Origin of the sequence: Zeimonas sediminis (assembly GCF_023721795.1) — a bacterium.
GTDB classification, from domain to species: Bacteria; Pseudomonadota; Gammaproteobacteria; order Burkholderiales; family Burkholderiaceae_E; genus Zeimonas; species Zeimonas sediminis.
In genome coordinates this window covers 3211854-3236153 of record NZ_JAMQYE010000001.1, presented here as the reverse complement: position 1 = coordinate 3236153, position 24300 = coordinate 3211854, and the positions used below count along the sequence as shown (strand labels likewise).

Below are 24300 nucleotides of genomic sequence, written 5' to 3'. Positions count from 1 at the left end.
GCCGACCCTGCGTCGCCTACCCTTTCCCCTTCCCCCCTCCCCCTTCCCTGCTCTCGAGCGCCTTGCGGAAACGCGAGATCACGCCGCGATAGCCGCCGTCGGGATCGGGCGCGCCGAACACCGCCGAGCCCGCGACGAAGGTGTCGGCGCCTGCGCGCGCGACCTCGGCGACGTTGTCGATCTTGATCCCGCCGTCGACCTCGAGCCAGATCGGCTGGCCGCCGGCCGCCGCGTGGGCGTCGATCCGCTGGCGCACCGCGCGGATCTTCGGCAGCGTCGAGGCGATGAAGGACTGCCCGCCGAAGCCGGGGTTGACCGACATCAGCAGGACCATGTCGAGCCGGTCCATCACGTGATCGAGGTAGTGCAGCGGCGTGGCCGGGTTGAACACCAGCCCGGCCTTGCAGCCGGCCTCGCGGATCAGCGACAGCGTGCGGTCGATGTGGTCCGAAGCCTCGGGATGGAAGGTGATCAGGTTGGCGCCGGCCTTCGCGAAGTCGCCGACGAGGCGATCGACCGGCCTCACCATCAGGTGCACGTCGATCGGGATGCCCACGCAGCGGCGGACCGCCTCGCAGACCATCGGGCCGACCGTCAGGTTCGGCACGTAGTGGTTGTCCATCACGTCGAAATGGACCAGGTCCGCGCCCGCAGCCTCGATCGCGCGTACCTCGTCGCCGAGGCGCGAGAAGTCGGCGGACAGGATGCTCGGGGCGATGCGGAATGTCTGCGGTTTCATCTTCGGCTCGATTGGTGTTCGCTTCCGGGCGGGGCTTATCCGCTCTCGGGGCGCGGGTTGTCCGCCCGCGCGCGGCGGGCGTGCGTCTACAATCGTCGGCATTCTAGCGACCGCCCCACCGGAGCCCCGTGTCGGACAAGCGCTACCAGATCCGCATCGACGTCCAGAGCCGCTACCTTCCCGAGCAATCCGATGCCGACGAAGGCCGCTACGCGTTCGCCTACACGGTCAGGATCACCAACGTGGGCAGCGTGACCTCGCAGCTGATCTCGCGCCACTGGCTGATCCGCGACGACGGCGGCAGGCTGGTCGAGGTAAAGGGCCTGGGCGTGGTCGGCCACCAGCCGCTGCTGCAGCCCGGCCAGAGCTTCGAGTACACGAGCGGCAGCCAGATCGGCACGCCGAGCGGCTCGATGCGCGGCAGCTACTTCTTCGTGGCCGAGGACGGCCACCGCTTCGACGCCGACATTCCCGAGTTCGTGCTGAGCATGCCGCGCACGCTTCACTGAGGACCGCGGCAGCTCATGGGACCCATGCCGCGCGCGCGGCGCTCACTTCTTGCCGCGCATCGTCCACCAGACGAAGAACAGCATCAGCGCCAGCACGCCGCCGGCCTCGAGGAACAGGATCCAGCTGTCTGCCAAGGTGCAATCTCCGCGCGATCGTCGTCGGCCGATTCTAGCCGGCGACGGTCGGCAGACCTCGTCGCCGCATGGGGATTCGCCGCCTGCCTGCTGGCCGCGCCCGCAGGCGCCGTGGCGCAGGGGGCGGCAGCCGGCGCGAGCGCGCGGGCGCCGGCCGCCACCCAGGAGGCGACCCGGCCGCGGGCGAGCCTGCCGGCGCCGTCCGCCGGCGCCCTGCCGGTCGAGTCGCTGCCCGGCTGGCATCGCGACGGCCTCGACGGGCTGGCCGATGCGCTGGCACGACAGTGCGCGCTGCGTTCGCCGCCGCCGCCCTGGCCGGCGCTCTGCCCGCAACTGCCGACTGCCTCGGCGAGCACCGCGGCACTGCGCGGCTGGATCGAAGCGCGCTTCGAGGCCTGGCCGCTCCGCTCGGCGGACGGCAGCGAGATCGGCCTGATCACCGGCTACCACGAGCCGATCCTGACCGGCAGCCGGGTCCGCGAGTCGCCGGCCCAGGTGCCGCTGCACCGGCGCCCCCCGGACATGCGGGCCGACGGAAACGCGCGCTTCCGGACCGTGGACGGCGCGACGCAGCCCTTCCCGGCCCGCGCCGAACTCGAGCGCTCGCGCCTGCTCGACGGGCTCGAACTGGTCTGGCTGGACGACCCGGTCGAGGCCTTCTTCCTGCAGATCCAGGGCTCCGGGCGCATCCGGCTGCGAGACGGCAGCACGATGCGGGTGGGCTTCGCCGACCACAACGGCCAGCCTTATCGCGCGATCGGCGCCGAGCTGATCGCGCGCGGGGCGCTGAAGCGCGAAGAGGTCGACGCGCCGGCGATCAAGGCCTGGCTGCGGGGCCATCCGGCGCAGGCGCGCGAGGTCATGCTCAGCAACCCGCGCTACGTGTTCTTCAGGGAGCTGCCCACGCCGGCCGATGCCGGGCCGCCGGGCTCGCTTGCGGTGCCGCTGACGCCGATGCGATCGGTCGCCACCGACCCGGCCTTCGTGCCGCCCGGCGCGCTGCTCTACCTGGAGACCCGTTATCCCGACGACGGGCGGCCGCTCGCAAGGGCGGTGCTGAGCCAGGACCGCGGCGCCGCGATCCTGGGCGGCGTGCGCGCCGACATCTTCTTCGGCGCAGGGGCCGAGGCCGAGAGGCTGGCCGGCCTGATGAAGGAGCCCGGCCGGATCTGGCTGCTGCGGCCGCGCCAGACGCGCTGAGGGCCGCGCCAGACGCGCTGCGGGCCGCGCCAAGCGCGCTGACGGCCGCGCGCCGAGGCCGGCCTCGGCCGCGAACCGCCGGCGTCGCTCAGGTCTTTGAGTTCGCCTTCAGCCGCTGGTTGAAGCGCTCGGGCGGCTCGTAGCCCGAAAGCCGCTTTCCGTTCTCGAAGAACACGACCGGCGTGCCGGTGATGCCGAGCTTGCGACTCAGCTCGGCGACCTTCTCGATCGAGGTTTCGCAGGTGCCCGCGTTGCCCGGCACCTTGTTCTGCAGCAGCAGCTCGTTCCAGGCCTTGACCGGGTCGGCCGCGCACAGCGCCTTGCGCGCCTTCGAATCGGAATCGGCCGCCAGGAAGGCCATCGGGAAGGTGTAGATCGTGACGTCGTCGAGCTTCATCAGGTCGGCGCGCAGCCGCTTGCAGAAGCCGCAGTTCGGATCCTCGAACACCGCGATGCGCCGGGTGCCCTTGCCCGCCACCTGCTTGATCGCCAGGTCCAGGGGCAGGTCGTCGAACTTGATCGCCATCAGCGCCTCGACCCGCTCCTGGGTCAGGTTGCGCTGCGCCTTGATGTCGATCAGGTCGCCCTCCCAGAACAGGTACTGGCCCTTCTCGTCGACGTAGATCAGGTCGTTGCCGATGCGGGCCTCGACGATGCCGGGCAGCGGGGTGCGCCTGACCTCGTCGACCTTGCGGCCGCGGAGGATCGGCTCGAGGGCCTTGCGGACGGGCTCCGCGACCGACTCCGGCGCCGGGGCGAAGTTCGGCTGGGCCGCCTGCGCGCGCGCATCGCCGGGGAAGGCGGCGGACGCGGCCGCCAGGCCCAAGGCCAGCAAGGGCGCGAGCAAGGACAGGAAGAGCCCTTGGCGCCGCGGCATCGAGGCAGCGGCAGAGGCGGCGCGGGCGGGAACTGGGACGAACGACATGAACGAAATCCTCGAAGGAACGCGTCCGCCCTCAGCGGATCGCATGGGAAACAAGCAGTCGCCGCAGCAGACCGGACCTTGCCACCGCGCGAAAGCCCAGGCCGCGCAACGCGGCCAGCGGGGCGCCGAACGGCCCCCGGGACAGCGACGACTCGGGGTCGAACAACTTCTGAAGGCCATCGGTGGCAAGCCGCATCGCGAGCACCGGCTCGGCACGGGCGCGCTCGTAGCGGCGCAAGAGACCCCGCTCGCCGGGATCGCGCGGCACCTCGCGCTCGCGCAGCGTGTCGGCCAGCGCCTGCACGTCGCCGAAGCCGAGGTTCATGCCCTGTCCGGCCAGCGGGTGCACCACGTGCGCCGCATCGCCGACCAGCGCGACCCGACGCGCGACCAGCGCGTCGACCTTGCCGAGCCGCAGCGGCCACCCGGCGGCCGGGCCGATCGGCACCATCCGGCCGAGCATCGCGCCGCAGGTCGCCTCGACCCGCTCGGCGAGCGCTTGCGGCTCGAGCGCCAGCAGCTCGTCGGCCAGTGCGTGCGGAGCCGACCAGACGATGCTGCAGCGGCCTGCCGGACGCGCGGCCGGCGGCTCCCCGGCGCCCTGCACCCCGCCGGGCGCGGCGGGCAGCGGCAGGAGCGCGAGAATCCCGTGCTCGCCGAACCACTGGTACGCGCAGTCGCGGTGCGGCAGCTCGGTGTCGAAGTTGGCCACGACCGCGCGCTGCGGGTAGTCGACGAGCGACCCGCCGATGCCCGCCAGCTCGCGCACGCGCGAATTCGCGCCGTCGGCGCCGACCACCAGGCGCGCCTTCAGCTTGCGGCCGTCGGCGAGGCCCAGTTGCGCGGCCGACGCGTCGCTCTCGGTGTCCAGGGAAACCAGCGGCGAATCGAAGGCCGCGAAGCCGGCGAAGCGGGAGGCCTGCGACAGCGCGCGGGTCAGGTTGCGGTTCTCGACGATCCAGGCGAGCGCGTCGACCTGCGCCTGCCAGGCGCTGAAGTGCAGCGCTTTCGGCGCCCCCAGGCCGGCGAACGCCCCGTGCCCGTCCTCATGCGCGGCGCCCGATCCCGGCGGCTCGGGCCAGATCCGCATGTCGTGCACCGGCGCGATCCGCTCGGTGTCCATCGCCTGCCAGGAGCCGATCGACTCGAGCAGCGCGCGCGAAGCCGGCGACAGCGCGAAGACCCGGTTGTCCCAGCCGCCGGCGTGGTGCGGCGAAGCGGCGACGAAGCCGGCCGCACCGGGCTGCCCGGGCACGGAACCAGCGCTCTCGGCGCCCGGCGCGTCGGGTCCGACCACGGCCACGCGCAGGCCGACGCGAGCGAGCGCCAGCGACGCGGCCAGGCCGACCGCCGCGCGGCCGACCACCGCGACGTCGAACACCGAGGCGTAGCGCGAGCCGTTCATGCGGGGATTATAGGTGCCGCCGCCGGTGCGGCCCGCGGAGCCCGGGTCGGGGCTGTCGGCATACCCGCTGCAGTGCCCGGAAGACCGCCCGCCGGTTTCTGCTATCATTCGCGGCTCGCGAGCGGGCGCGCCCCGCAACGGCGAACGGCCAAGTAGCTCAGTTGGTAGAGCAGAGGACTGAAAATCCTTGTGTCGGTGGTTCGATTCCGCCCTTGGCCACCAGAATCCTGCGCCCGACCCATACCGGTCGGGCGTTTTCATTTGGGGCGCCCAGCCCCACCGGGCACCCGCTATCGGCTCGGGGATCGCATCGCCTCGGCCGCCAGGTCGATGAAGCTGCGCACCTTCGGCGTCAGATAGCGCGCGCTGGCGAACACCGCGTGCACCGGCACGCCGGGCGGCGACCAGTCCTCGAGAACCGGCCGGAGCAAGCCGTCGCGCAGCGGCGGCCCGGCCACGATCAGCGGCAACTGCGCCACGCCCAGGCCTGCGACCGCGGCATCGCGGACCACGAACACGTTGTTGGCCTTCAGTCGGGGCTGCAGCGCCACGCGGTCCTGCGATCCCGCGCGGGACAGCGTCCAGCTGGCCTGGTGGCTGCCACCGGCGAAGGCGAGGACCTCGTGACCCGGCAGGTCCGCCGGATGCACGGGCGGACCGCGGCGCGCCAGGTACTCCGGCGACGCGAACAGCCCGTAGTCCAGCTCGCCGAGCCTGCGCGCCGCCAGCGCGGAATCGGCAAGCGGGCCGACCCGGATCGCGAGGTCGAAGCCCTCGTGCACGATGTCCACGATTCGGCCGGTGAAGTCCGCCTCGACACGGACCTGGGGAAAGCGCTGGAGGTAGCGGTCGATCCAGCCGCTGACAGCGATCATCCCGAACTCCACGCCGCAGGTCAGCTTCAGCGTGCCGCGCGGCTCACCCTGCGCCTTCTGCACGACGCGCTGCGCATCCTCTACCGACGCGAGGATGCCCACCGCGCGTTCGAAGAACTCGCGGCCGACCTCGGTCAGCGACAGCGCGCGGGTGGTTCGCTCGAGGAGGCGCACGCCGAGTTCCCTTTCGAGCTGGCTGACGACCCGCGACAGGTGAGCCTTCTGCGTGTCGAGCGCGTCGGCCGCACGGGTAAAGCTGCCAGTCTGCACGACCTTGACGAAGGCCTGGAGGGACTGAAGCTCCATTGTTAACAATGTAGGCAACAGAAAGTCTCATTTAACGCTATTTATCCATTTCCGGGCAAACGGCAAATTTCTCCCTGCACCTCCCGTTCCCGAACCCCCGGAGTCCGTCATGAGCCTCAAGGATCACAACGTCCGCCACCCCAAGGCCCGGAAGCGCGTGGCCATCGTCATCGCCAACCCCGCCGTTTCCACCACCACCGGCTGGCCGGCGGGCTTCTGGTGGAGCGAGCTGACGCACCCGTACCAGGTGTTCACCGAAACCGGCTACGAAGTGGAGGTGTTCAGCCCGGCAGGCGGAAAGTGCGAAGCGGATTCAATGAGCGACCCCAACGACGCGAGCGGCTACAGCAGGACCGACCTGATCAGCCAGGGCTTCATTCACACGCCCGAGCTCAGGGCCCTGGTCGACGGCACCGGCAAGGTGGCCGACATCGACGTCGAGGCCTTCGATGCGATCGTCGTCGCGGGCGGCCAGGCCCCGATGTTCACGTTCGAGCATGCCGTCGACCTGCACCGCAAGTTCGCGGCCTTCCACGAGGCGGGCAAGATCGCCGCGGCGCTGTGCCACGGGGTGGCCATCCTGGCCCACGCCCGGGGCAGCGACGGCGAACTGATCGCCAAGGGGAAGACCGTGACCGGCTTCGCGAACGTCGAAGAGGACTTCGCCGACAACGCCATGTGGTCCTACGGGCTGCTGACGCGCGACAAGCACGTGATGCCCTGGCGCATCGAGGACCGGATGAGGGAGATCGGCGCCAACTACGTGCAGGCGGGTCTCTGGCGCGGCTTCGCGGTGCGCGACGGCAACCTGATCACCGGACAGCAGAACTTCTCGGGCGAGGAAACGGCGCGCCTGGTGGTCGACGCGCTGGGCCGTTGAGGGAGAGCCGAATGAGCATTTCCATCATTGGCGCCGGCAGCGTCGGCATGGCGCTGGGCAGCGCGTTCACCCGGCGGGGCGAATCGGTGGTCTTCGGTGTTCCCGATCCCGACAAGTACCGCCGCACGGTCGAATCGCTCGGCGACAAGGCGCGCGTGGGCACCACCGCGGACGCGATCGTCGCCAGCGAGGTCGTCATCCTGGCCGTGCCCCATGGCGCGCTGCCCGCGATCGCGCAGAGCGTTCCCGACTGGCAGGGCAAGATCCTCGTCGACGCCACCAATCCCCTTGCCCCCGGGCTCAGCGGCCTTTCCGTTGGCACGACGACCTCTGGCGCCGAAGAGCTGGCCAGGCTTGCCAGGGGCGCGCGCGTGGTCAAGGCCTTCAACACGACCGGCGCGGAGAACATGGCCGACTCGCGCTATCCCGGCGGCGCGCCGTTCATGCCGGTCTGCGCAGACGACGCCGAAGCGCGCCAGCGGGTGATGGCGCTCGCCACGCTGATCGGCTTCGATGCCGTGGACATGGGCCCGCTGGCGGCCGCCCGCTACCTGGAGCCGTTCGCGATGACCTGGATCCACCTGGCGATCCGGCAGGGGTACGGACGCAACTTCGCCTTCGCGGTGCTTCGGCGAAGCCGGTGAGCGCCGCGGCGCGCGGCGATCGGATCAGTCCTTGGGACCGGGCGGGCGAGCCGCGAGGCCGCGCAGGTCCGAAAATCGACCCGGCACGCAGGCCGGCGCGCCGGGAATCACGACAATTCCGGAGCCATGAACACCCGGCCCGTCCTGCCCGCCGCGATTCGCTCCGTTTCAGACCTGGCCCTGGTCGAGGCCGCGTCGCGCCGCCACCAGGTCCCGTGCGGCGACGGCACGATGGTCTGGCACAGCTGGGGGGAAGGCAGCCCGATCGTGCTGCTGCACGGCGGCTCCGGAAGCTGGACCCACTGGGTCCGCAACATCGCGGCGCTGGTCGCGGCCGGCCGCAGCGTCTGGATCCCTGACCTGCCCGGCTTCGGCGACTCGGCTCGCCCGCCGGTCGGCGGCGACGCCGACGCGCTGCCCGGACCGCTCGAGGCGGCGATGGCCGCGCTGCTCGGAGACGCGCCGGTCGACCTGGTCGGCTTCTCGTTCGGCTCGATGGTCGCCGCCTTCATCGCGGCGCAGCACCCGTCGCGCGTGCGCCGGCTGGTGCTGAGCGGCGCGCCGGCGCTCGGCGTGCGCCCGGTCGAGCCGCTGGTGCTGAAGGCCTGGGGCCACCTGCCGCCCGGGCCCGAGCTCGACGCGGCGCACCGCGAGAACCTGGCGCGGCTGATGCTCGCCAGGCCCGATTCGATCGACGCACTCGCGCTCGCGATCTACGCGGCGAACCTGTCGCGCGACCGGATGCGGATGCGCCGCATCTCCCGAACCGACATCCTGCTGCGCACCCTGCCGGAAGTCCGCTGCCCGGTCCACGGCATCTGGGGCGAGGAAGACGTGCTGTATCGCGGCGTTCAGCACCTGCTCGCGCCCGCGCTGTCGGCAGCGCCCGATTTCCGGGGCCTCGCGATGATCTCCGGCGCAGGTCACTGGGTGCAGTTCGAGGATGCGCCGGCCTTCGATCGCGCGCTGGCCCAGGCCCTGGCTCACTGAACTCCGTTTTCGACCAGGGCTGCGAAGGCGGCCGGCAGCATGTCGAGCCTGCGCACTTCGCGCCAGGCGCCCGGCGCGAAGGCACGGCGCGGAGAATCGGCCCGCGCGGGCTCGGGATCGAGCCCGGACGTCGCGCGCTCGGCCGCCGCGGCGCCGAAGTCCAGGCAGGCGACGCCGACGCCCGCCCCTGCGGCCTCGCGCACCGCCATGCGCAGGTCGTCCGTCAGGTAGCGGGGATCGTGGACGTCGATGTCCCAGGGCTCTCCGTCGGTCAGCAGGATCAGCCGCCGCTGGCCGGCGGGCCGGCGCGCCAGCGCGGCGGCCATGTGCCTCACCGCGGCGCCGGTGCGCGTGGACCAACGGCTGTCCAGCCCCGCCGCCCTGGCGACCACCACGGGGGCGCCGGCCCGCTCTCCGGACGCCTTGATCCGCAGCACCTCGACCTCGTCGCGTCCGCAGGAGCGGAAGGCCGACACTTCGCAGCGATGCCCTGCCGCCTCGACCGCGGCGGCGCACAGCAGCGCGGCAACGCGCGCCACCTCCAGCACGGAGGCGTCGCCGTGGCCGGTTCCGGCAGGGCGGGCGGTCGACGCCGAAGCGTCGAGCAGGATCGCGAAGGCGATGGGCGCGTCGGCGCAGGACTGGCGCATGTAGACGCGCGAATCCGGTACCCGGCGCATTCGCCGGGCGACCTGCGCGTCGACCAGCGCCGCGGGATCGAATTCGTCGCCTTCGAACACCCGCTCGCGGGCGCCGCTCGCCGGCGCGACTCGCCGGGCCACGAGCCTCGCCGTGAGCCGCCTGGCGAGCGACGCCTGCCGGCCGAGCTCCGCCTGAAGGCCGCCGGCCGCCGGGCTATCCGTGGCCTCGGCGGCCGTCCGCTCGACGACTCTCGCCCATCGACGACGGTGGCGGGCGATCAGGCGATCCCACTCCGGATACCGCACCGAGGCCTCGTCCTGCGAAGGCTCCGGCGAATCCGGCCGATGCGGCTCCCCGTCCGCGGCCTGCTCCTGACGCGGCGCGCGGAGCTCGGCGTCCTCCGCCTCGTCGATCCAAAGATGACGGTTGTCGTCCCGGTACCCCGGCTCGACCAGGTAGAGCCGGGCATTGAACTGCAGGCGCATCTGGCCGATGTCGTTGCCCAGCAGCGACGCGGCCCGCCGCAGCGCCGTCGCGTCGGGCAGCGCGAGCGCACGGCCGTCGGCGTCGGCGAAGAACATCGCTCGTCCCTTGCGCACCCACGGATGCGGATCGACATAGGCGGGATCCAGCAGGCTGCGAGCCAGGCGCTGCAGCAGCGTCTCGAAGCCGTTGCCGCTGTCGGGCCCCGCGGAATGGAAGCCCAGCCACAGGCGACGCAGGCCGGGCAGCTCGCGCGCGGCGAGCCACTCGACGCGCGCGTCCTCCAGCAGGCCCACGAGGGCCTGTTGAACCGGCTTGAGCGCGCCCCGCTCGAAGGGCGGCCCGCCGTGCGCCCGGTGGGCACCGGCATGCGCGGCAGCCGCCAGCGCGAGCCTGCGGTCGCGCGCGACGTCGAGGGGAACCCGCAGCGTGTCGGCGTCGAGCACCGATCGCGCCGCCGCCGCCGGCAAGGTCGCGACCGTCGTCGACCGGCCCCACAGGGCCCGGAGGTAGGGCCTGAGGTGGCCCGGAGCGGCCTGCATGGCCCCTCAGCCCAGCGTTGCGTCGAGCGCTGCCCGCAGGGCCGCCGATAGATCCGGGTCGTCGGTCAGGGGCAGCAGCACGGCCTGCAGGCAGGCCTCGCGAAGGCCGAGCCCCTGCATCAGCAGGACGCCGGCGTGTACCAGCATTCGGGTGGAGGCCCCCTGCTCCAGGCCGTCGGCCTCCAGCCGGCGCGTGCGCTCGGCGAGCGCGACCAGGCTGCGCGCGGTGTCCCGCCCGAGACCGCTCTCGCGCGCGACGATCTCCGCCTCCTCGTCGGGCGGCGGGTAGCCGAACTCGATCGCCACGAAGCGCTGCCGAGTCGACGGCTTCATCGTCTTGTTCGCGCCCTGGTAACCGGGGTTGTAGGACACGACCAGATGGAAATCGGGATGCGCGCGCAGCACCTCGCTTCGACGGTCCAGCGGCAGCATCCGCCGCGAATCGCTGAGCGGGTGCAGCACCACGGTGGTGTCTGAGCGCGCCTCGACGATCTCGTCGAGATAGCAGATCGCCCCATGGCGCGCCGCCATCGTCAACGGGCCGTCGTGCCAGCGCGTGCCCTCGGCGTCGAGCAGCCAGCGTCCGACGAGATCGCCCGCGGTCAGGTCCTCGTGGCAGGCGACCGTGACCAGCGGCTTGCCGAGCCGCCACGCCATGTGCTCGACGAAGCGCGTCTTGCCGCAGCCGGTGGGCCCCTTCAAAAGCACCGGCAGGCGCAGCGCGTGCGCCGCCTCGAACGCGGCGACCTCGTCGCCGACCGGCATGTAGAAGGGCTCGCGGGCCGCGCGCCAGTCGGCGAGCGGATCCCGCGATGCGGCCGGCCGCAGGTCGGCGATCGACATCGGGGGATCCTCGCGCAGGCTCAACGATGCCCGACCGTCGCCGGGTTAGGAATGCCCTCGATCGGGCACTCCTCGGTGCCCACCGTGGAGCGCGTGATCGACTCGACCATCGCGCGCGTGCCTTCCGGATCGTTGACCCACTTCGCGTAGAAGTCGTACGGGCAGACGGCCTCGCCCTTGTCGCCCTCGCGCGAATTGATCTTGCCGGTGTAGCCGCGGTGCAGCAGCTTGAACAGGTGGTTCTCCGACTGGCCGTTCTTGCGGAAGTCGCGGATCAGGCTCTTGGACAGCGCCGCGTACTGGATGCCGTAGTCCTCCTCGCCGCACTCGCCGAGCGTGCGGCCGTCGAAGCCGATGATCGCCGAGTGGCCGAAGTAGGAGTACACGCCGTCGAAGCCCGACGCGTTGGCCACCGCCACGTAGCTGTTGTTCGCCCACGCCATCGCCTTGGCCATCAGCACCTGCTGGTCCTTGGCCGGGTACATGTAGCCCTGGCAGCGCACGATCAGCTCGGCGCCCTTCATCGCGCAGTCGCGCCAGATCTCGGGATAGTTGCCGTCGTCGCAGATGATCAGGCTGACCTTCAGGCCCTTCGGGCCCTCGGACACGTAGGTGCAGTTGCCGGGGTACCAGCCCTCGATCGGCACCCAGGGCATGATCTTCCGGTACTTCTGGACGATCTCGCCCTTGTCGTTCATCAGGATCAGCGTGTTGTAGGGCGCCTTGTTCGGATGCTCCTCGTGCCGCTCGCCGGTCAGCGAGAACACGCCCCACACCTTCGCCTTGCGGCAGGCCTGCGCGAAGATCTCGGTCTCCTCGCCCGGCACCGCCGAGGCGGTCTCGTACATCTCCTTCGGGTCGTACATGATCCCGTGCGTGCTGTACTCGGGAAAGATCACCAGGTCGAGGCCGGGCAGCCCGACCTTCATGCCCTCGATCATCTCGGCGATCTTGCGGGCGTTGGCGAGCACCTCCGCCTTCGTGTGCAGGCGCGGCATCTTGTAGTTGACGACCGCCACGCCGACGGTGTCGTGGCTGCTCGAGATATCCCCGTGATGCATGGAAGTTTCCTGTTCGGTTCGAAGAGTTGGAGGCGGCGGCCCGCCGCTCAGTGGCTGATCATCCAGGGTCGCTTGGTCGGAAAGGCCTTGGCGCCCGAGGGCGAGCGCACCGTCGCGCTGCGGATGCCCGGGCTGCAGCAGCCGCAGCCCGCCGGGTGCTTCATCCGGCCGTAGCGGCCTGCCTGGCCGGCCGCGTAGTCGCGCGACGAGATCGGCGCGTTGGCCGAACGCTCGTTGGCCTCGATCGCCAGCCGCGTGCCGGTGGCCACGCAGGAGAGCCGCGGCGCGCTGGCCAGCACGCGGGGCGAGTCCGCCCCGCACTGCGGGCATGCCGCCGGATCGTTGCGCTGCGCGATGCTGCGAAAGGCGTCGAAGCCGCCGCAGTCCGCGCACTCGTAGTCGTAGGTCGGCATGCCCGCGCCCTCACAGGTCCGGCGACAGCGGCATGTCGACGCCGCCGGTGATCGCCTTGACCGGGCCGTTGACGCCCGGGTTGATGTCGAACTCGAAGATCTCGGTGGGCAGCCACAGCGTGGCGCAGGCGTTGGGGATGTCGACCACGCCGCTGATGTGCCCTTGCACCGGTGCGGTGCCGAGGATCGAATAGGCCTGCGCGCCGGAATAGCCGAACTTCTTCAGGTATTCGATCGCGTTCAGGCAGGCCTGACGGTAGGCGACGTGGACGTCGAGGTAGTGCTGCTTGCCCTGCTCGTCGACCGAGATGCCCTCGAAGATCAGGTAGTCCTTGTAGTTCGGCGTGATCGGGCTGGGCTTGAAGATCGGGTTCTTGATGCCGTACTTGGCCATGCCGCCCTTGATCAGCGACACCCGCATGTGCACCCAGCCGGCCATCTCGATCGCGCCGCAGAAGGTGATCTCGCCGTCGCCCTGGCTGAAGTGCAGGTCGCCCACCGACAGGCCGGCGCCGTCCACGTACACCGGGAAGAAGACCCGCGAGCCGCGCGACAGGTCCTTGATGTCGCAGTTGCCGCCGTGCTCGCGCGGCGGCACGGTGCGCGCGCCCTCGGCAGCCGCCTTGGCGGCGGCGTCGCCCTTCATCTTGCCCATATGGGCCGTCTGCGCGAACGGCGGGTTGGCGAGCGGCGGCACCCGGTCGGGCTGGGTGGCGATGAAGTCGACCTCGCGCTCGTTCCAGGTGTCGAGCATCTTCCGGTCGGGCAGGCAGCCGATCAGACCGGGGTGGATCAGGCCGGCGAAGCGCACGCCGGGAACGTGCCGGCTCGTCGTGAACATGCCCTCGAAGTCCCAGATCGACTTCTGGGCCAGCGGGAAGTGCTCGGTCAGGAAGCCGCCGCCGTTCTTCTTCGAGAAGAAGCCGTTGAAGCCCCACAGGCTGTCCGGCTTCGCGCCGATGTCGAGCAGGTCGACCACGAGCAGGTCGCCCGGCTCGGCGCCCTTGACCCCGACCGGGCCCGACAGGAAGTGCACGGTGCTCAGGTCGACGTCGCGCACGTCGTCGGCGCTGTCGTTGTTCTTGATGTAGCCGCCGGTCCAGTCGTAGGTCTCCAGGACGAAGTCGTCGCCCGGATTGACCCAGCAAGCCATCGGAATGTCCGGGTGCCAGCGGTTGTGGATGTTCTCGTTCTCGTACGGCGATTGCGCGAGATCGACCTTGATCAGCGTGTCAGGCATGGCATGCCTCCTGGTGATGTCGTGGATGAAGCTCGGTCAGACCGACAGGTACTGCTTGATTCGCGCCACGTCGGTGCTGGCGCGAGGGGTTTCGTGAACGAGCCTGCCGCCCTCGATCACGAAGAGGCGGTCCGCGACTTCCATCGCGAAGGACAGGACCTGTTCGGAGACGACGATCGAGATCTGGCGAATCTTCCTGATCTCGTTGAGCGCACGCGCGATGTCCTTGATGATCGACGGCTGGATGCCCTCGGTCGGCTCGTCGAGCAGCAGCACCTTCGGCTCGGTGACCAGGGCGCGGGCGATCGCGAGCTGTTGCTGCTGCCCGCCCGACAGGTTGCCGCCCTTGCGCCGGCGCATCTCGAACAGCACCGGGAAGAGCGCGTAGATCTCGTCCGGGATCCGCTTGCTGCGGCTGTTCTCCAGCCCGGTCTGGATGTTCTCCTCCACCGTGAGCGTCGGGAAGATCATCCGGCCCTGCGGAACGTAGGCGATGCCCTTGGCCACCCTCCGGTAGCTCTCGTCACTCGACACGTCCTGGCCCGCGACGCTGATCTGGCCGGACTTGAGCGGCAGCACGCCCATCAGGCTCTTGAACAGCGTGGTCTTGCCCATGCCGTTGCGCCCCATGATCGCGATCGTCTCGTTCTGCTTCGCGTCGAACGAGATGCCGTGCAGCGCCTGGCTCTGACCGTAGGCGACGAACAGGTCCTTCACTTCGAGCATGACTGGCTCCTTGCTGCGCGTTCGGGTCAATGCCCGAGATAGACGTCGATGACCTTCGGATCCGCCTGCACCGCGTCCATCGTTCCCTCGGCGAGGATCTTTCCCTGGTGCATCACGGTGACCTTCGAGGCGATCTGCTTGACGAAGTCCATGTCGTGCTCGATGACGATCATCGAGCGGTTCCTGCAGATCCGCTTGAGCAGCTCGGCGGTGACCTCGCGTTCGCGCGCGCTCATGCCGGCAATCGGTTCGTCGAGCATCAGCAGCTCGGGCTCCTGCATCAGCAGCATCCCGATCTCCAGCCACTGCTTCTGGCCGTGCGACAGCAGCCCGGCCTCGGTCTCGAGCTTGTCGGCAAGGCCGATCTCCTCGGCGACCGCCTCGATCCGCTCCTTCACCTCGTCCGTGCTCTTGAAGGCGAGGGCGCCGAACACCGAGCGGCCGCGCGGAAAGGAGACCTCGAGGTTGTGGTACACGCTCAGGTTCTCGTAGATCGACGGGGTCTGGAACTTTCGGCCGACCCCTGCCCGGACGATCTCGTGCTCGGGCTTCTTCGTGAGCTCCTCGTCCTTGAACTTGATGCTGCCGGCGCTCGCCCGCGTCTTGCCGCAGATCAGGTCGAGCAGAGTGGTCTTGCCGGCCCCGTTCGGGCCGATGATCACTCGCAGCTCGTCCTTGTCGATGTACAGGTTCAGGCTGTCGATCGCCTTGAAACCGTCGAACGAGACCGTCAGGTCCTCGATGTAAAGCACGAACTCCTTCGGGCTCATCTGTGTCGCTCCGGTGGCGTTTCGGGGTCAGGCGCGCTGGCCGCTGATCGCGCCGGGCAGCTTCGAGTCGGCGCCCTTCACGGTCTCGGGGGCCCCGCTGCGGGTCGCTGCCGCGTCGGCAGGCACGGCTGCCGGGCTACCGACCTGCCCGGCGCGCCCGGCCCTCAGGCGCTGCCACCAGGGCTTCAGGTGGCTGTCGACCAGGCCCGCCAGACCGTTCGGGAAGGCCATCGTCACGCCGATGAACAGGGCGGCCATCAGGAACAGCCAGAGGTCGGGGAAGGTCTCGGAGAAGTACGTCTTGCCGAAGTTCACCAGCAGCGCGCCGTAGACGGCGCCGACCAGGCTCATCCGCCCGCCGACCGCGGCGAAGATCACCATCTCGATCGACGGCACGATGCCGACGAAGGACGGCGACATGAAGCCGACCTGCAGCGTGAACATCGCACCTCCGATCGCGGCGAGGATCGCCGCCAGCACGAAGGCGAAGACCTTGAACATCGCGACGTCGTAGCCCGAGAAGCGGACGCGATCTTCCTTGTCGCGCATCGCGAGCAGCAGGGTGCCCAGCTTGCTCGACTGGATCCAGCGGCAGACCAGGATGCTGCCCAGGAGCAGGCCCACGCAGACGAAGTAGAGGATCAGCTTGGAGCTGTCTTCCCGGATGTCCCAGCCCAGCATCGTCTTCAGGTCGGTCATGCCGTTCACGCCGCCGGTGTAGCCCTGCTGGCCGATGATCAGCACCGTGAGGATCAGCGCGACCGCCTGCGTGATGATCGCGAAGTAGACGCCGCCCACCCGGCGCTTGAACATCGCGAAGCCGATCACGAAGGCGAGGAGCGCCGGCACCAGGATCACCGCGGCCAGCGCGAAGGGCAGGTTCCTGAAGGGCTCCCACCAGAAGGGCAGCTCGGTCAGCTGGTTCCAGTCCATGAAGTCGGGGATGCCCGGCGTCGACTGGATCTTCGTGCTCTCCGGATCGGAAGCCTCGAGCTTCAGGAACATGGCCATCATGTAGCCGCCCAGGCCGAAGAACACCCCCTGGCCGAGGCTCAGGATGCCGGCGTGCCCCCAGAGCATGACCAGCCCGATCGCCACGAAGCCGTAGGTCAGGTACTTGCCGACCAGGTTCAGGCGGAAGATGTCGAGGGTCAGCGGGAAGACCACCAGCAGGATCGCCGCCAGGACCACGATGCTGCCGGTGCTCGGGCGCAGCAACAGGGATTTGAGGCTGTTCATCGTTCGTCCTCGTTTCCGGATCAGCGACGCACCTTGGCCGCGAAGAGGCCCTGCGGGCGGATCATCAGGATGGTCACGACCAGCAGCAGCGTGAGCACCTTGGCCATCGAGCCGGTCAGGAAGAATTCGGAGATCGACTGGGTCTGGGCGATGCCGAAGGCCGAGGCCACGGTCCCGAGCAGGCTCGCCGCGCCGCCGAAGGTCACCACCAGGAAGGCGTCGACGATGTAGAGCGACCCGCTGGTGGGCCCGGTCGAGCCGATCGTGGTGAAGGCGGCCCCCGCCACGCCGGCGATGCCGCAGCCGATCGCGAAGGTCATCCGGTCGGTCATGCGGGTGTTGATGCCGGTGGCGTTGGCCATCGTCCGGTTGCTCACCGTGGCGCGCACGCGAAGGCCCCAGCGCGAGCGGTACATCGCGAGCAGCAGCCCGCCGGTGACCAGCAGGGTCAGCGCCATGACGAACATGCCGTTGATCGGGATGTCCAGGCCCTCGACCGGCGCCCACGAGCCCATCAGCCAGTCGGGCAGCGTCGGGCTGACCTCCTTCGGCCCGACGAAGGTCCGGAACATCTGCTGGATCGCCAGGCTCAGCCCCCAGGTGGCCAGCAGCGTGTCCAGCGGACGCTTGTAGAGGTGCCGGATCAGCGCCCATTCGGCCAGCCATCCGGCAGCGAAGGCGAACAGGAAGGCGGCGACGATCGCGACCGGGAAGTACGCCTGCATCAGGCCCGGCGCGAAGGTCTCGGTCAGCGTCGAGCCGAGGAACACCGTGTAGGCGCCGATCGTCATGAACTCGCCGTGCGCCATGTTGATGACGCCCATCTGGCCGAAGATCACGGCCAGCCCGAGCCCCATCAGCAGAAGCACCGAGAACAGGCTCAGGCCCGCGAAGCCCTGCATCAGCGTGATGTTCAGGATGTCGTTGAAGGACATCGCCCTCTCCTATTCGCTCGAATCTCGCGCGGCCGCGCCGGGTGGCGCGGCCGCTCCGCTGCGGGGGCGCCCCCCGCGCCTGTCGCGGTTACTGGTAGCCCTTCGGGAAGGGGTTCGGCTCGATCAGGTCCTTCGACTCGGCGACGACCTTGAAGGTGCCGTCGGGCATGCCCTGGGCGATCCGGGCCTTGCTCCACAGGTGGTGGTTCTCGTGCACCTTCACGTAGCCCTCGGGCGCGGTCTTCAGCTCGATGCCCGGCGAGGCCTTGACCACCGCGTCGACGTCGAAGCTGCCCGCCTTCTCGACGGCCGCCTTCCAGAGCCACGGGCCCAGGTAGGCGGCCTGCGTCACGTCGCCGATCACCGCCTTCGGCCCGTAGGCCGCCTTGAAGGCCTCGACGAACTTCTTGTTGTTCTCGTTGTCGAGCGACTGGAAGTACTTCATCGACGAGTAGAAGCCGGCGAAGTTCTCGCCGCCCACGCCGAGCATCTCGTCCTCGGTGACCGACAGCGTCAGCAGGAACTGCTTGTCGCCGGTGATGCCGGCCGCCTTCAGCTGCTTGTAGAAGGCGACGTTCGAGCCGCCGACCACCGCGGCGAAGATGCAGTCCGGCTTCGCAAGCTTGATCTTGTTGATCAGCGACTGGAAGTTCGTGCTGCCCAGCGCGTAGTACTCCTCGCCGACGACCTTGCCCTTCTGGAAGGCCTCGATGTGCTTGCGCGCGATCTTCATCGAGGTGCGCGGCCAGATGTAGTCGGAGCCGACCAGGAAGAACTTGGCCGCCTTCTTCTCGTTCTTGGCCCAGTCCAGGCCCCAGATGATCTGCTGCGTGGCCTCCTGGCCGGTGTAGATCACGTTCTTCGACTGCTCGAGGCCTTCGTAGAAGGTCGGGTAGTAGAGGAGGTTGTTCTCCTTCTCGAAGATCGGCAGCACCGCCTTGCGCGAGGCCGAGGTCCAGCAGCCGAACACGCAGGCGACCTTGTCGTTGATGATCAGCTTGCGGGACTTCTCGGCGAAGGTCGGCCAGTCGGACGCGCCGTCTTCCTTGATCACCTTGATCTTGCGGCCCAGGATGCCGCCCATCGCGTTGATCTGGTCGATGGCCAGCTGCTCGGCCTGGATCGAGCCGGTCTCGGAGATCGCCATCGTGCCCGACGACGAGTGCAGCTGGCCGACCGTCACCTCGGTGTCGGTGACCGCCTTGCCGGTGGTCATCACCTTCGAGGTCGGGTACTGCTGGGCCCGCACCAGGCCGGGCACGCCGGCGAGCGGGATCGCGCTCATGCCCTGCAGCAGGCGGCGGCGGGTCGCTCCGGCGAGGGGCGGCATGCCCGATTTGGAGGCGTTTTCGTCGTGGTCGTGCGACATGTCGAGGCTCCTTGCACAAGAAGGGGTGAATCCGGGGCACGCCGCTGCGGGGTCGAAGGCGTGCGTGCTGGACGCCACTTTGTGCTGTGCAGCAAGGAACCTGAATACGTCGATCGACGTACGCATCGACTGGCTCGGTTCTTGCAGGATCGCGTTATTCCCTTCTTCGGATGCTGCAGCGTGTCGACCGCCCCCCAGCAGATCCTTCGCATCCGGCGCGACTACAACGCCTGGGTGGCCAACGAGACGCTCGAGGACTACTCGCTGCGCTACACCCCGCGCAGCTTCCGCAAGTGGTCCGAGTTCCGGGTCGCCAACACCGCCTTCGGCGCGGTGTCCTTTCTCGCGCTGGAGGCGATCGGCGGGACGATCGCGCTGAAGTACGGCTTCGCGAATGCGCTCTGGGCGATCCTGCTGGTCGGCCTGATCACCTTCCTGACCGGTTTGCCGATCAGCGTCTACGCGGCCCGCCACGGCCTCGACATGGACCTGCTCACGCGAGGGGCCGGGTTCGGGTACCTCGGCTCGACGATCACCTCGCTGATCTACGCCAGCTTCACCTTCATCTTCTTCGCGCTCGAGGCGGCGATCATGGCGCTGGCGCTGCAGATGGTGACCGGCCTGCCGATCGCCTGGTGCTACGCGATCTCGGCCATCGTCGTCATCCCGCTGGTCGCCTACGGCATCACGCTGATCTCCAGGCTGCAGCTATGGTCGCAGCCCCTGTGGCTGTTCCTCTTCGCCCTGCCCTTCCTGTTCATCGCCTTCCGCAACCCGGAATCCTTCGCGACGCTCGCGAACCTGAGCGGAAGCGAGTCGGGCAGCGCCTCGTTCGATCCGCTGATGTTCGGCATGGCCGCCACGGTGGCGTTCGCCCTGGTCGTCCAGATCGGCGAGCAGGTGGACTATCTGCGATTTCTTCCCGAGAAGACCCCGGAGAACGCCTGGCGCTGGTGGAGCGCCGTCGTGATCGCCGGGCCGGGCTGGATCGTCCCGGGCATGCTGAAGATGCTGGCCGGCGCCTTTCTCGCCCATCTCGCGATGCTCCACGGCGTCGCCGCCGAGGAGGCAGTGCAGCCCACCGAGATGTACCGGGTCGCCTTCGAGCAGGTGTTCGGCCCCTCGGGCTGGGCCATCGCGGCGACGGTGATCTTCGTGGTCGTGTCGCAGATGAAGATCAACCTGACGAACGCCTACGCCGGGTCGCTCGCCTGGTCGAACTTCTTCGCCCGGCTGACGCACAGCCACCCGGGTCGCGTGGTCTGGCTGGTGTTCAACGTGGCGATCGCCCTGCTGCTGATGACGCTGGGGGTCTTCGGCGCGCTGGAACGGGTGCTCGGCCTCTACGCGAACGTCGCGATCGCCTGGGTCGGCGCCCTGGTGGCCGACCTGGTCGTCAACAAGCCGCTCGGCCTGAGCCCGCGCCACATCGAGTTCAAGCGCGCCAACCTGTTCGACCTGAACCCGGTCGGCCTCGGCTCGATGTCGCTCGCGGCGGCGATCGCGATCGTCGCCTACACCGGCGCGCTGGGCCCGTTCGCCGAAGCCTTCTCGCCGCTGATCGCGCTCGGGACCTCGCTGGTGACGGCGCCGGCGATCGCGTGGCTGACCCGCGGCCGCTACTATCTCGCCCGCTCGCCGTCGAACGCCTGGGAACCGGGCCGGTTGGTGCGCTGCGCCGTTTGCGAGAACAGTTTCGAATCCGAGGACATCGCGAGCTGCCCCGCCTACGGGGCGCCGATCTGCTCGCTGTGCTGCACGCTCGAGTCGCGCTGCCGAGACCGCTGCAAGACCCGGTCCCGCGCTTCCGAGCAGGCGCTGGACGCGGTGGCTGCGATCCTCCCCTCGCCGCTCTCCGGAAGGTTCAACGTCAGGCTGGGGCACTACCTGGTGGTGTTCGCGTCGCTCAGCACGATGCTGGCGCTGGTGCTGGGCGTCGTGTACTTCCAGGAGACTCTGGTGACGGGTTCCGAGGCCCTGCGCCTGCCCTTCGTGAAGGCGTACGCCCTGCTCGAGCTGATCATCGCGGTCTGCTCGTGGTGGGTGGTGCTGGCCAGCGAGAGCCGCCGGATGGCCGAGGACGAATCGGCCAGGCAGAACCAGCTGCTGCGGCGCGAGGTGGACGCGCACCGCCGAACCGATGCCGCCCTGCAGGCCGCGAAGGACCTCGCCGAATCGGCCAGTCGCGCCAAGACCCGCTACGTGGCAGGCATCACCCACGAGCTGCGCACGCCGCTCAACAGCATCCTCGGCTACGCGCAGATCCTGCTGAAGAACCCGCAGATCGCAGGCGCCCAGCACGAGGCCGTGTTCACCATCCAGCGAAGCGGCGAGCACCTGCACGCCCTGGTCGACGGCCTGCTCGACCTCGCCCGCATCGAAGCGGGCAGGCTCAGGCTCGACAACGGGCCGGTGCCCTTGCGCGAGCTGCTCGACGACGTGGTCCGCATGGTCGAGCCCCAGGCCCGCGCGAAGGGGCTCGCCTTCGACTTCGAGACTGCCGGCAGGGTCCCGGCGCTGGTGCACACCGACGCGAAGCGGCTGCGCCAGATCCTGCTGAACCTGCTCGGCAACGCGGTGCGCTTCACCCGGTCGGGACGCGTCCTGCTTCGCGTCGACGCGCGACGCGCGGTCCTGTCCTTCGAGGTCGCCGACACCGGGATCGGCATCGCGCCGCAGGACCTCGAGCGGATCTTCCTGCCCTTCGAGCGCGGCAGCGCCGGCCGGCGTACAGCCGAGCCCGGAACCGGGCTCGGCCTGACGATCACCAACCTGCTGACCGAGCTGATGGGCGGGGAGCTCACCGTGCGCAGCGAGCTCGGCAAGGGGAGCGTGTTCGCTGTCCGGATCTACCTGCGCGAACTCGCGGCGTCGGGCCCGGGATCGCTGCCGCAGCCGCCGCGTCACCGCCCGGTCATCGGCTACGAAGGTCCGCGGCGCGCCCTGCTCGTCGTGGACGACCAACCGATCCAGCGGCAGATGATCGCCGGCATGCTCGCGCCGCTGGGCTTCACGATCCGGGAGTCGGCGAGCGCCCGCGAGTGCCTGGAGAGCGTTCGCGAGAGCCGCCCGGACGCGGTCCTGCTCGACATCAGCATGGACGACCTCGACGGCTGGCAGGCCGCCCGGATGCTGCGCGAAGACGGTTTCGAGGACCTGCCGATCATCATGGTTTCGGCCGACGTCTTCGAGAACCGCCCGGAGAACCTCGAGGCCGTCGGCGCGCAGGCCTTCGTGGCCAAACCGGTCATCGAGTCCGAGCTCCTCGAGGCGCTCGGGCGCCACCTGCAGCTCGAATGGATCACCGAATTTCCGCTGGAAACCCCCGCCGTGACTCATCCCGCGCTCGACGCTGCCGCCTTCGCCGTGCCGGCCGAGGCGCTGGCCGGGTTGCGCCGTTTCGCGCTCAGCGGGCAGCCGCGCGCCCTTCGCGAGCGGCTCGGCGAACTCGCGCGGGAGCGCCCCGACCTCGCGCCGCTGTGCGAGCAGTGGCGACGATTGGCGGACGAATTCGACTTCGAGGCACTGAACGAGCAATTGCGGAAATGCAATGACAGCTGAGGCGGAAGTTCCCACCCACGGCACCGTGCTCGTCGTCGACGATGCGCCGGAGACGCTGCGCTGGCTGTGCGCGACGCTGGAAGCGGAGGCGTACCGGGTGCTGGTGGCGCGAAGCGGGGAGGAGGCTCTCGACCGACTCGAGTACGCGGTCCCGGACGCGATCCTGCTCGACGCGGTTATGCCTGGCCTCTCCGGCTTCGAGACCTGTCGTCGCATCAAGGCCAACCCGGCCTGGTCGCACGTGCCCGTCATCTTCATGACCGGCCTCGCCGAGACGGAATCGATCGTGCAAGGCTTCGACAGCGGCGGCGTCGACTACGTGGTCAAGCCGGTCCGCGCCGAGGAGGTGCTGGCCAGGCTCGGCGCGCACGTCCGCAACGCGCGCGTGGCGCGGATGGCCCGCGACGCGGTCGACGTCGGCGGCATCGGCGTGCTGCTGATCGACACTCGCGGCAGGATCGCGTGGCGATCCCCGCATGCCGAGGCATGGCTGCGGGACCGCTTCGCCGGGGCGGATGCGATTCCGCCGGACGACTGGGTCGCCGAGGTCCTGGCCCTCGGGCCGGGCGAGGCGAGCTCCTGGATCGCCGGCGACGGCACGCAGATGGTGGCACGCAGCCTGGGCGCCGCCGGCGTCGACGAAACGATGCTGCTGCTGCAGAGGCGCGAGGCGAGCTCGGCGGCCGAGTCCCGGCTCGAGAGCGCGGCGCTCACGCCGCGCGAGACCGAGGTCCTGTCGTGGGTGGCCAAGGGCAAGACGAACCGGGACATCGCGGAGATCCTCGGCATGAGCCCCCGCACCGTGAACAAGCATCTGGAACATGTCTTCGAGAAGCTCGGCGTCGAGACCCGCGCGGCGGCAGCGGCGCTCGCATCGAGGGCCCTGCGATGACGACGCAATCCCCGCGCACGCTGCCCGAAGTCGCGGTTCCCGCGAACGCTCCCGAACCCGGCCCGCACTGGCACGGGAGCCTCTCGCTGCGCTACCGCCGCGACGGCGAGCGAACGATCGGCAGCGATCGTCACGACGGCCCGCTGCGCGTGCTCAAGACCCTGCACCCGGAGGGACCCGGCACCTGCCATCACGTGCTCGTGCACCCGCCCGGCGGAATCGTCGGCGGTGATCGCCTGGACATCGACATCGACCTGCAGGAAGGCGCGCACGCGCTGATCACGACGCCCGGCGCGACCCGCTTCTATCGAAGCAAGGGCCCGGCCGCCGCGCAACACGTGTCCGCCCGTGTCGCCGCCGGAGCGCGGCTCGAGTGGCTCCCGCTCGAGACGATCGCCTATCGGGGCGCCATCGCCGCCAACCGGATGCGTTTCGCGCTCGCGCCCGGCGCGACGATGATCGGCTGGGAGATCCTCGCGCTGGGGCTGCCGGCCGCCGGCGAGCCCTTCGACGCAGGGCGCTTCGAGCAGCATGTCGAGCTGCCGGGTGTCTGGCTGGATCGGGGCACGGTGGCGCCGGGCGAGCGCATCGGCCGCCTGCTGCTCGACAGCCCGCTCGGCTGGGACGGCCGGACGACCCTGTGCACGATGTGGTGCGCAAGCGGCGACAACTGGGCGCCGGCAGGCCTCGAGTCCCTGCTGCACGCCGCGCGCGAGCGGCTGGCGGCAGGGCCCGACCCCGATCGCGCCGGCGCCACGGCGCCGCACCCGCGGGCAGTCGTCGTGCGGGCACTTGGAAACCGGGTCGAGCCGCTCTGGTCGACGCTTCGGGCGATCCGGGACGACTGGCGGCGGCTGCTCTGGAACTCGGCCGCTGTCTCGCCGCGGATCTGGCGCACCTGAGGACCGGTTCGGACGCATCCGATCGACGCGGGATCCGGACAGGCCCGCTTCTTGCTGGCCTTGGGGTATCGGCG

General features: G+C 69.8%; 22 protein-coding genes and 1 tRNA gene. 9 read left to right on the top strand and 14 right to left on the bottom strand.

Going from position 1 to position 24300, the window contains the following annotated elements:
• Positions 1-16 precede the first annotated feature (16 nt).
• Positions 17-739: a ribulose-phosphate 3-epimerase gene (gene rpe, locus M6I34_RS15325; RefSeq protein WP_272486546.1), complete on the bottom strand. Its 723-nt coding sequence runs from the start codon at positions 737-739 to the stop codon at positions 17-19.
• A 128-nt stretch (positions 740-867) separates the two neighbouring features.
• Between rpe and apaG the strand changes: the two genes are divergently transcribed.
• Positions 868-1248 carry a Co2+/Mg2+ efflux protein ApaG gene (apaG, locus tag M6I34_RS15320; protein WP_272486545.1) on the top strand — a complete coding sequence of 127 codons (381 nt, stop codon included), beginning with the start codon at positions 868-870 and terminating at the stop codon, positions 1246-1248.
• A 246-nt stretch (positions 1249-1494) separates the two neighbouring features.
• Positions 1495-2583 carry a murein transglycosylase A gene (gene mltA / locus M6I34_RS15315; protein WP_272486544.1) on the top strand — a complete coding sequence of 363 codons (1089 nt, stop codon included), beginning with the start codon at positions 1495-1497 and terminating at the stop codon, positions 2581-2583.
• 88 nt (positions 2584-2671) lie between these two features.
• Here mltA and M6I34_RS15310 read toward each other — a convergent pair whose 3' ends face one another.
• Together M6I34_RS15310 and M6I34_RS15305 are read right to left on the bottom strand one after the other, a co-directional pair.
• Positions 2672-3508, bottom strand: a complete 837-nt coding sequence (locus M6I34_RS15310) for a DsbC family protein (protein WP_272486543.1) — start codon at positions 3506-3508, stop codon at positions 2672-2674.
• Positions 3509-3539: 31 nt separating this feature from the next.
• Positions 3540-5021, bottom strand: a complete 1482-nt coding sequence (locus M6I34_RS15305; RefSeq protein WP_272486542.1) for an FAD-dependent monooxygenase — start codon at positions 5019-5021, stop codon at positions 3540-3542.
• A gap of 38 nt (positions 5022-5059) precedes the next feature.
• On the opposite strand from M6I34_RS15305, the gene M6I34_RS15300 reads away from it, so the two are divergent.
• Positions 5060-5135, top strand: a tRNA-Phe gene (locus M6I34_RS15300).
• A 68-nt stretch (positions 5136-5203) separates the two neighbouring features.
• Here the strand turns inward: M6I34_RS15300 and M6I34_RS15295 are convergent.
• On the bottom strand, positions 5204-6094 hold the full coding sequence (locus tag M6I34_RS15295; RefSeq protein WP_272486541.1) for a LysR family transcriptional regulator: 891 nt from the start codon (positions 6092-6094) through the stop codon (positions 5204-5206).
• Between the two features lie 109 nt (positions 6095-6203).
• On the opposite strand from M6I34_RS15295, the gene M6I34_RS15290 reads away from it, so the two are divergent.
• From M6I34_RS15290 to M6I34_RS15280, 3 genes are all read left to right on the top strand, one after another.
• Positions 6204-6974, top strand: a complete 771-nt coding sequence (locus M6I34_RS15290; protein ID WP_272486540.1) for a type 1 glutamine amidotransferase domain-containing protein — start codon at positions 6204-6206, stop codon at positions 6972-6974.
• Positions 6975-6985: 11 nt separating this feature from the next.
• Entirely contained in the window at positions 6986-7618 is a 633-nt protein-coding gene (locus M6I34_RS15285) for an NADPH-dependent F420 reductase (protein WP_272486539.1), read from the top strand.
• Positions 7619-7744: 126 nt separating this feature from the next.
• Positions 7745-8608, top strand: coding sequence for an alpha/beta fold hydrolase (locus M6I34_RS15280; protein WP_272486538.1), 864 nt, complete (start codon positions 7745-7747; stop codon positions 8606-8608).
• On the opposite strand, the gene M6I34_RS15275 is transcribed toward M6I34_RS15280, so the two are convergent.
• From M6I34_RS15275 to urtA, 10 genes are all read right to left on the bottom strand, one after another.
• Complete coding sequence (locus tag M6I34_RS15275) at positions 8602-10275, bottom strand: nitric oxide reductase activation protein NorD (protein WP_272486537.1); 1674 nt, start codon at positions 10273-10275, stop codon at positions 8602-8604. The genes M6I34_RS15280 and M6I34_RS15275 overlap by 7 nt on opposite strands.
• Before the next feature lie 6 nt (positions 10276-10281).
• On the bottom strand, positions 10282-11118 hold the full coding sequence (locus M6I34_RS15270) for a CbbQ/NirQ/NorQ/GpvN family protein (protein WP_272486536.1): 837 nt from the start codon (positions 11116-11118) through the stop codon (positions 10282-10284).
• A 20-nt stretch (positions 11119-11138) separates the two neighbouring features.
• On the bottom strand, positions 11139-12179 hold the full coding sequence (locus M6I34_RS15265; protein ID WP_272486535.1) for an aliphatic amidase: 1041 nt from the start codon (positions 12177-12179) through the stop codon (positions 11139-11141).
• A gap of 47 nt (positions 12180-12226) precedes the next feature.
• The gene (locus tag M6I34_RS15260) at positions 12227-12592 is read right to left on the bottom strand and encodes an FmdB family zinc ribbon protein (protein WP_272486534.1); all 366 of its coding nucleotides are present in this window, start codon (positions 12590-12592) and stop codon (positions 12227-12229) included.
• 10 nt (positions 12593-12602) lie between these two features.
• On the bottom strand, positions 12603-13832 hold the full coding sequence (gene fmdA, locus M6I34_RS15255; protein WP_272486533.1) for a formamidase: 1230 nt from the start codon (positions 13830-13832) through the stop codon (positions 12603-12605).
• 36 nt (positions 13833-13868) lie between these two features.
• Positions 13869-14558, bottom strand: coding sequence for an urea ABC transporter ATP-binding subunit UrtE (gene urtE / locus M6I34_RS15250; RefSeq protein WP_272486532.1), 690 nt, complete (start codon positions 14556-14558; stop codon positions 13869-13871).
• Positions 14559-14584: 26 nt separating this feature from the next.
• Positions 14585-15328 (bottom strand): urea ABC transporter ATP-binding protein UrtD, encoded by a 744-nt coding sequence (gene urtD / locus M6I34_RS15245; RefSeq protein ID WP_272486531.1) that lies wholly within the window; start codon positions 15326-15328, stop codon positions 14585-14587.
• Between the two features lie 27 nt (positions 15329-15355).
• Positions 15356-16567 (bottom strand): urea ABC transporter permease subunit UrtC, encoded by a 1212-nt coding sequence (gene urtC / locus M6I34_RS15240; RefSeq protein ID WP_272486530.1) that lies wholly within the window; start codon positions 16565-16567, stop codon positions 15356-15358.
• Between the two features lie 20 nt (positions 16568-16587).
• On the bottom strand, positions 16588-17502 hold the full coding sequence (gene urtB / locus M6I34_RS15235; RefSeq protein ID WP_272486529.1) for an urea ABC transporter permease subunit UrtB: 915 nt from the start codon (positions 17500-17502) through the stop codon (positions 16588-16590).
• Positions 17503-17590: 88 nt separating this feature from the next.
• On the bottom strand, positions 17591-18832 hold the full coding sequence (gene urtA, locus M6I34_RS15230; protein ID WP_272486696.1) for an urea ABC transporter substrate-binding protein: 1242 nt from the start codon (positions 18830-18832) through the stop codon (positions 17591-17593).
• 219 nt (positions 18833-19051) lie between these two features.
• On the opposite strand from urtA, the gene M6I34_RS15225 reads away from it, so the two are divergent.
• From M6I34_RS15225 to M6I34_RS15215, 3 genes are read left to right on the top strand one after another with little or no spacing between them, the layout of a single operon-like run.
• Complete coding sequence (locus M6I34_RS15225; protein ID WP_272486528.1) at positions 19052-22432, top strand: hybrid sensor histidine kinase/response regulator; 3381 nt, start codon at positions 19052-19054, stop codon at positions 22430-22432.
• Complete coding sequence (locus M6I34_RS15220; RefSeq protein WP_272486527.1) at positions 22422-23324, top strand: response regulator transcription factor; 903 nt, start codon at positions 22422-22424, stop codon at positions 23322-23324. The genes M6I34_RS15225 and M6I34_RS15220 overlap by 11 nt, the downstream gene beginning before the upstream one ends.
• Entirely contained in the window at positions 23321-24226 is a 906-nt protein-coding gene (locus M6I34_RS15215; RefSeq protein WP_272486526.1) for an urease accessory protein UreD, read from the top strand. Before M6I34_RS15220 ends, M6I34_RS15215 begins: the two co-directional genes overlap by 4 nt.
• Positions 24227-24300 lie beyond the last annotated feature (74 nt).

Coding starts and splice junctions, on each gene's coding strand:
- M6I34_RS15280 (WP_272486538.1), top strand. CDS start 7,745: ATGAACACCCGGCCCGTCCTGCCCGCCGCGATTCGCTCCGTTTCAGAC.
- M6I34_RS15285 (WP_272486539.1), top strand. CDS start 6,986: ATGAGCATTTCCATCATTGGCGCCGGCAGCGTCGGCATGGCGCTGGGC.
- rpe (WP_272486546.1), bottom strand. CDS start 739: ATGAAACCGCAGACATTCCGCATCGCCCCGAGCATCCTGTCCGCCGAC.
- urtD (WP_272486531.1), bottom strand. CDS start 15,328: ATGAGCCCGAAGGAGTTCGTGCTTTACATCGAGGACCTGACGGTCTCG.
- M6I34_RS15295 (WP_272486541.1), bottom strand. CDS start 6,094: ATGGAGCTTCAGTCCCTCCAGGCCTTCGTCAAGGTCGTGCAGACTGGC.
- urtC (WP_272486530.1), bottom strand. CDS start 16,567: ATGAACAGCCTCAAATCCCTGTTGCTGCGCCCGAGCACCGGCAGCATC.
- M6I34_RS15260 (WP_272486534.1), bottom strand. CDS start 12,592: ATGCCGACCTACGACTACGAGTGCGCGGACTGCGGCGGCTTCGACGCC.
- M6I34_RS15265 (WP_272486535.1), bottom strand. CDS start 12,179: ATGCATCACGGGGATATCTCGAGCAGCCACGACACCGTCGGCGTGGCG.
- urtB (WP_272486529.1), bottom strand. CDS start 17,502: ATGTCCTTCAACGACATCCTGAACATCACGCTGATGCAGGGCTTCGCG.
- M6I34_RS15305 (WP_272486542.1), bottom strand. CDS start 5,021: ATGATAGCAGAAACCGGCGGGCGGTCTTCCGGGCACTGCAGCGGGTAT.
- M6I34_RS15270 (WP_272486536.1), bottom strand. CDS start 11,118: ATGTCGATCGCCGACCTGCGGCCGGCCGCATCGCGGGATCCGCTCGCC.
- fmdA (WP_272486533.1), bottom strand. CDS start 13,832: ATGCCTGACACGCTGATCAAGGTCGATCTCGCGCAATCGCCGTACGAG.
- M6I34_RS15215 (WP_272486526.1), top strand. CDS start 23,321: ATGACGACGCAATCCCCGCGCACGCTGCCCGAAGTCGCGGTTCCCGCG.
- M6I34_RS15290 (WP_272486540.1), top strand. CDS start 6,204: ATGAGCCTCAAGGATCACAACGTCCGCCACCCCAAGGCCCGGAAGCGC.
- urtA (WP_272486696.1), bottom strand. CDS start 18,832: ATGCCGCCCCTCGCCGGAGCGACCCGCCGCCGCCTGCTGCAGGGCATG.
- M6I34_RS15310 (WP_272486543.1), bottom strand. CDS start 3,508: ATGTCGTTCGTCCCAGTTCCCGCCCGCGCCGCCTCTGCCGCTGCCTCG.
- urtE (WP_272486532.1), bottom strand. CDS start 14,558: ATGCTCGAAGTGAAGGACCTGTTCGTCGCCTACGGTCAGAGCCAGGCG.
- M6I34_RS15275 (WP_272486537.1), bottom strand. CDS start 10,275: ATGCAGGCCGCTCCGGGCCACCTCAGGCCCTACCTCCGGGCCCTGTGG.
- M6I34_RS15220 (WP_272486527.1), top strand. CDS start 22,422: ATGACAGCTGAGGCGGAAGTTCCCACCCACGGCACCGTGCTCGTCGTC.